This window comes from Pseudomonas sp. R62 (genome assembly GCF_000257605.1).
In the GTDB taxonomy this organism is placed as follows: domain Bacteria; phylum Pseudomonadota; class Gammaproteobacteria; order Pseudomonadales; family Pseudomonadaceae; genus Aquipseudomonas; species Aquipseudomonas atacamensis.
The window spans coordinates 1,523,419-1,528,786 of record NZ_JH635999.1; the positions used below are offsets into that span (position 1 = coordinate 1,523,419).

At 61.7% G+C, this 5,368-nt stretch carries 4 protein-coding genes; all 4 read right to left on the reverse strand.

From position 1 onward, the window contains the following. The coding region (gene fdhE, locus OQK_RS24895; RefSeq protein ID WP_157221966.1) for a formate dehydrogenase accessory protein FdhE domain-containing protein at positions 1–352 on the reverse strand (352 nt) is incomplete at its 3' end. 3 nt (positions 353–355) lie between these two features. Then, complete coding sequence (locus OQK_RS24900; protein WP_016774817.1) at positions 356–1,021, reverse strand: formate dehydrogenase subunit gamma; 666 nt, start codon at positions 1,019–1,021, stop codon at positions 356–358. After that, the gene (gene fdxH / locus OQK_RS24905) at positions 1,018–1,953 is read right to left on the reverse strand and encodes a formate dehydrogenase subunit beta (RefSeq protein ID WP_016774818.1); all 936 of its coding nucleotides are present in this window, start codon (positions 1,951–1,953) and stop codon (positions 1,018–1,020) included. Before fdxH ends, OQK_RS24900 begins: the two co-directional genes overlap by 4 nt. Next, entirely contained in the window at positions 1,954–5,019 is a 3,066-nt protein-coding gene (gene fdnG / locus OQK_RS24910; RefSeq protein WP_157221948.1) for a formate dehydrogenase-N subunit alpha, read from the reverse strand. Between the last annotated feature and the right edge of the window lie 349 nt (positions 5,020–5,368).

The following is a 5,368-nucleotide window of genomic DNA, read 5'->3' on the forward strand; positions in this document are numbered from 1 at the left end:
TCACCGCTGGCTGATCCGCAGGCACATAGCGCTGCAGCAAGGCGTCGAGCCACGGCTGCCAGGCATCCTCGCGCACCAGGGTGTCTGCGGCGAACGGCGGCAGACCGTGCTGCTGACAGGCTTCGAAACGCTGCGCATCAAACGGCGCGGTGAGCGGCGGATCGTCGAAGACCTGCTGCTGCGCCCGGCACAACCCGGCCATCAGCCGCAGATAATCCGCCAACCCATTGCCCTCGGCCAGACGCTCAAGCCGCTCTGCACGCAGGGCAAACAGGTCACGGGGCGGCAGATACAGATACGGCGGCGAACTGGCCGCCGCCTCGATTTCCCCAGGTTCAAGAATGCTTGGCAAAAGTCAGCCCTTTTTCGTCAGCGGTCGCTCGGGCAGGTCCCGAGGCTGTTCGTCGCGGGTCACCTCGCGGTACCACAGTGCATGGTGTTTCTTCGCCCACGGCCGGCTGACCCAGCCATGCAACATGGCGTCGACCGAACCCTTGATCCACAAACCAGCGTAGATGTGCACGATGATGCTCAGCACCAGCACGAACCCGGCCAGCGCATGCAACAACATGGCCCAGCGGATCGTGGTAATGCCGAAATACGCGCTGAACCACGCGCGCCAGATCACCAGCCCGGTGAACAGCAACGCGAGCATGCACAGCAGTAAAATCCAGAACAGCAACTTCTGCCCGGCGTTGTATTTGCCCACCGGCGGCACGCTTTCTTCGTCGTTGACCATCACCCGGTTGATCCGCCGCAGCCACTGGCGGTCATTGGCGATGAAGAAGTTGGTGCGCCAGAAGCTGAACACCAGGCCGAGGAATAGCACGAACATGGCGATGCCCATGTACGGGTGCAGGATCCGCGTCCAAGTGCCGCCGCCAAACAGGTTACTCAGCCAGAACAGCGACGGATGAAACAACGCCAGCCCGGACAACCCGGCCATGAAAAACAGAATCGCCACCAGCCAGTGATTGGTGCGCTGGTTGGCGCTGTAACGCAGGATCGTCTTGTTGCTCATGGCCGCTCCTCCCCGCGTGGATCGAAGGTGTGCACCGCCGGGTCGACCACATGCACCGAGGTGTCGGGTGGCGTCGGATGCTCGTCCTCCTCGACGCGATTCGGACCGATGCGCACGTAGTGGAAGAACCCGGCCAGCACCGCCGCGCCCATCGCCAGCAGGCCGAGAGGTTTGCTGATGCCTTTCCACAATCCCACCAGCGGACTGATCGCCGGATGATCCGGCAAACCTGCATAGATTTTCGGCGTGTCGGCGTGGTGCAGCACGTACATCACGTGGGTGCCGCCGACGCCTGCCGGGTCGTACAGACCGGCGTTTTCAAAGCCACGGCTTTTCAGATCGACGATGCGTTCGGCGGCGTGTTCCTTCATGTCTTCCTTGGTGCCGAAAACGATGGCGCCGGTCGGGCAGGTTTTCACGCAGGCCGGCTCCAGCCCGACCGCAACCCGGTCGGAACACAGCGTGCATTTGTAGGCCTTGTGATCCTTCTGCGAAATGCGCGGGATGTTGAACGGGCAACCGGTGATGCAATAGCCGCAACCGATGCAGTGATCCTGATCGAAATCGACGATGCCGTTGGCATGCTGAATGATCGCCCCGGGGCTCGGGCACGCGGCCAGGCAACCGGGTTCGGCGCAGTGCATGCAGCCGTCCTTGCGGATCAGCCATTCGAGGTTGCCGGCGTCGGTTTCGTGCTCGGTGAAACGCATCAGCGTCCACGAATCCGCCGTCAGGTCCTGCGGATTGTCGTAGGTGCCGTGGTTGTGGCCGACCTCGTCGCGCAGCTCGTTCCATTCCGAGCAGGCAACCTGGCAGGCCTTGCAACCAATGCATTTGGTGGTGTCGATCAGCTTGGCAACGCCCTGCTGGGTCCTAACCGACGGCGGCACAGTGGTGGTGGCCGAGCGGGCAATGATGTCTTGGCTGGCCATTTACAGTTTCTCCACGTTGACCAGGAATGACTTGGATTCCGGGGTCTGAGTGTTGCCATCGCCGAGGAACGGCACCAGGGTGTTGGTCAGGTAACCGTGACGCGTCAGGCCGGTGAAACCCCAGTGCAGCGGGATGCCGATCTGATGCACGACCTGGCCGTTGACCTGCAGCGGCCGGATCCGTTTGGTCACCACCGCCACCGCTTCGATAAAGCCGCGCTTGCAGCTGACGCGCACGCGATCACCGGCAGCAATGCCCTTCTCGTTCGCCAGCACTTCGCCGATTTCCACGAACTGCTCAGGCTGAGCGATCGCGTTCAACTTGCAGTGCTTGCTCCAGAAGTGGAAATGCTCGGTGAGCCGGTAACTGGTGCCAGCGTAGGGGAAGTCCTTGGCCTCGCCGAGGGTTTCCCAGACCGAATCAAAGATCCGCGCCGCCGGGTTGCTGGTGGCCTTCTTGTTCTGCGGGTGCAACGGGTTGATGCCGATCGGCGTTTCGAACGGCTCGTAGTGCTCAGGGAATGGCCCTTCGTTCATCTTGTCGACGGCGAAGAACCGCGCGACGCCCTCGGGGTTCATGATGAACGGATTCATCCCGGCTTCCGGCGGCACATCGGCCTTGTAATCCGGCACGTCGGTGCCGGTCCAGGCCTTGCCATTCCACCACACCAGCCGCTTTTTCGGATCCCACGGTTTGCCCGCCGGGTCCGCCGAAGCGCGGTTGTAGAGAATTCGCCGATTGGCCGGCCATGCCCACGCCCAGCCTTGATGCTGGTGCATGCCGAATGGGTCGGCGTTATCGCGCCGGGCCATCTGGTTACCGGCCTCGGTCCAGCTGCCGGCAAAAATCCAGCAACCGGACGCGGTGCTGCCGTCATCCTTGAGCAAACCGAAGCCGGCCAGTTGCGTACCGGCCTTGACCGTGACGCCGCTGGCATCGGTGAAATCGCTGACCGCGCTGCCGTTGATTTCCCGCGCCAGTTCTTCCGGCGAAGGCTCGTCGGGGATTTTGTACGGCCACGACAGTTTCAGCAGCGGATCAGGAAACTTGCCGCCCTCGCTCTGATAACGCTGGCGCAGGCGCAGGAACAGTTCGCTCATGATGCGAATGTCGGTCTGCGCTTCGCCCGGACCATCGGCACCCTTCCAGTGCCATTGCAGCCAGCGGCTGCTGTTGACCAGCGAGCCGTCCTCCTCGGCAAAGCAAGTGGTCGGCAGGCGAATGACTTCGGTCTGGATTTCAGCGGTTTTCACGTCGTTGTACGGTCCGACGTTCTGCCAGAACTCCGAGGTTTCCGTGGCCAGCGGGTCCATCACCACCAGCCACTTCAGCTTGGCCAATGCGCCCATCACGCGGTTCTTGTCCGGCAACGCGGCGATCGGATTGAAGCCTTGGCAGAAGTAGCCGTTAACCTTGCCCTGGCTCATCAGGTCGAACATTTTCAGCACGTCGTAATTAGGGATGTCGAGCTTCGGCAAATGGTCGAACAGCCAGTTGTTCTCGGCGGTGGCATTGGCGCCGTACCAGGATTTCATCAGGCTGACGTGGAATTTGCTGTAGTTCTGCCAATACGAGAGCTGCCCCGGTCTTAGCGGAACCTGTGTGCGTTTGAAGATGAACTGACCGTAGTCCTGCTCGCTGTCGCTGGGCAGCGTGAGGTAGCCGGGCAAGGCGTTGGACAGCAGACCGAGGTCGGTCAGGCCCTGAATGTTCGAGTGCCCGCGCAGCGCATTGACGCCGCCGCCGGGCATGCCGACGTTGCCCAACAGCAGTTGCACCATCGCCGCGCTGCGGATGATCTGCGCGCCGATCGAGTGCTGCGTCCAGCCGAGGGCATAGAGAATCGTCATGGTCTTGCCCGGCGTCGAGCAGGTGGCGATCTCTTCCCAGATTTTCTGCATGGCGTCGACCGGCATGCCGCAGATCTGGCTGGCCAGCTCAATGTTGTAGCGGCTGTAATGCTGCTTCATCAGTTGATAGACGCAGCGCGGGTCTTGCAGGGTCGGGTCGACGCGGACGAAACCGTCCTCGGCGAATTCGTAACCCCAGCCGGACTTGTCGGTATAGCTGCGTTTTTCCGCGTCATAGCCGCTGAACAGGCCGTCTTCGAAGCCATAGCCGGCTTTGACGATGAACGACACGTCGGTGTAATTGCGCACGTATTCGTGCTGGATCTTGTCCTCGGTCAGCAGGTAATTGATCAGCCCGCCCATGAAGGCGATGTCGGTGCCGGTGCGGATCGGCGCGTAATAGTCGGCCACCGAAGCGGTCCGGGTAAAACGCGGATCGACCACGATCAGCCGCGCAGCGTTATGCGCCTTGGCCTCGGTCACCCATTTGAAGCCGCACGGATGCGCTTCTGCTGCGTTGCCACCCATTACCAGGATCAGATTCGCGTTGGCGATATCGGTCCAGGTGTTGGTCATGGCACCACGGCCGTACGTCGGGGCAAGACTTGCCACCGTCGGACCGTGTCAGACACGCGCCTGGTTATCGAACCCCAGCAGACCGAGGCTGCGAATCACCTTCTGAGTGATGTAGCCGGCTTCGTTGGATGCCGCCGATGCCGCGAGAAAACCGGTGGTCAGCCAGCGATTCACCGTTTGCCCGTTGGCATTTTTCTCGATGAAGTTGGCGTCGCGGTCGGCCTTCATCAGGTCGGCGATGCGATCGAGGGCTTCGTCCCAGCCGATGCGCGTCCATTCATTGCTGCCGGGCTTGCGCACCTGCGGATACTGCAAGCGGCCGGGGCTGTGAATGAAGTCGAGCAGGCCCGCGCCTTTCGGGCACAGGGTGCCGCGATTGACCGGGTGGTCGGCGTCGCCTTCGATGTGAATGATGTTTTGCGCCACGTTCTTGCCGGCATCGCCCTGGCTGTACATGATCAAACCGCAACCGACCGAGCAATACGGGCAGGTGTTGCGGGTTTCACGGGTGTGGGCGAGCTTGAAGTGACGCACCTGCTCGGCGAAGGCCGCCGTCGGGGCCATGCCCAACGCGCCCAGGCTTGAGCCTGCAAGGCCGATACCGGCGACCTTGAAGAACTGACGACGGCTGAGATCCATCGTGCACTCCTGATCAGGTGGAACCCGGTACTTGCGCCGGGCTTTATCTGGACAATCACGGTTGCGACGCCTTGGCGCCGACTTTTTCACTGTAGACAAAGACCTTGTCGATTGTGTGAAAACCGACCGTCGGGTGTTTCATCTGCAATCTCGAGGTATTGATCGTTCCCACGCTCTGCGTGGGAATGCCTCAAGGGACGCTCCGCGTTCCACTGGGACGCAGAGCGTCCCGGGCTGCATTCCCACGCGGAGCGTGGGAACGATCAGTCAGATCGCTATTGCGAGCAGGCTCACTCCTACAGGGAACGAGTTGCGCATAGAATGGCCGGCAGAACCAACTCCGCCTTGA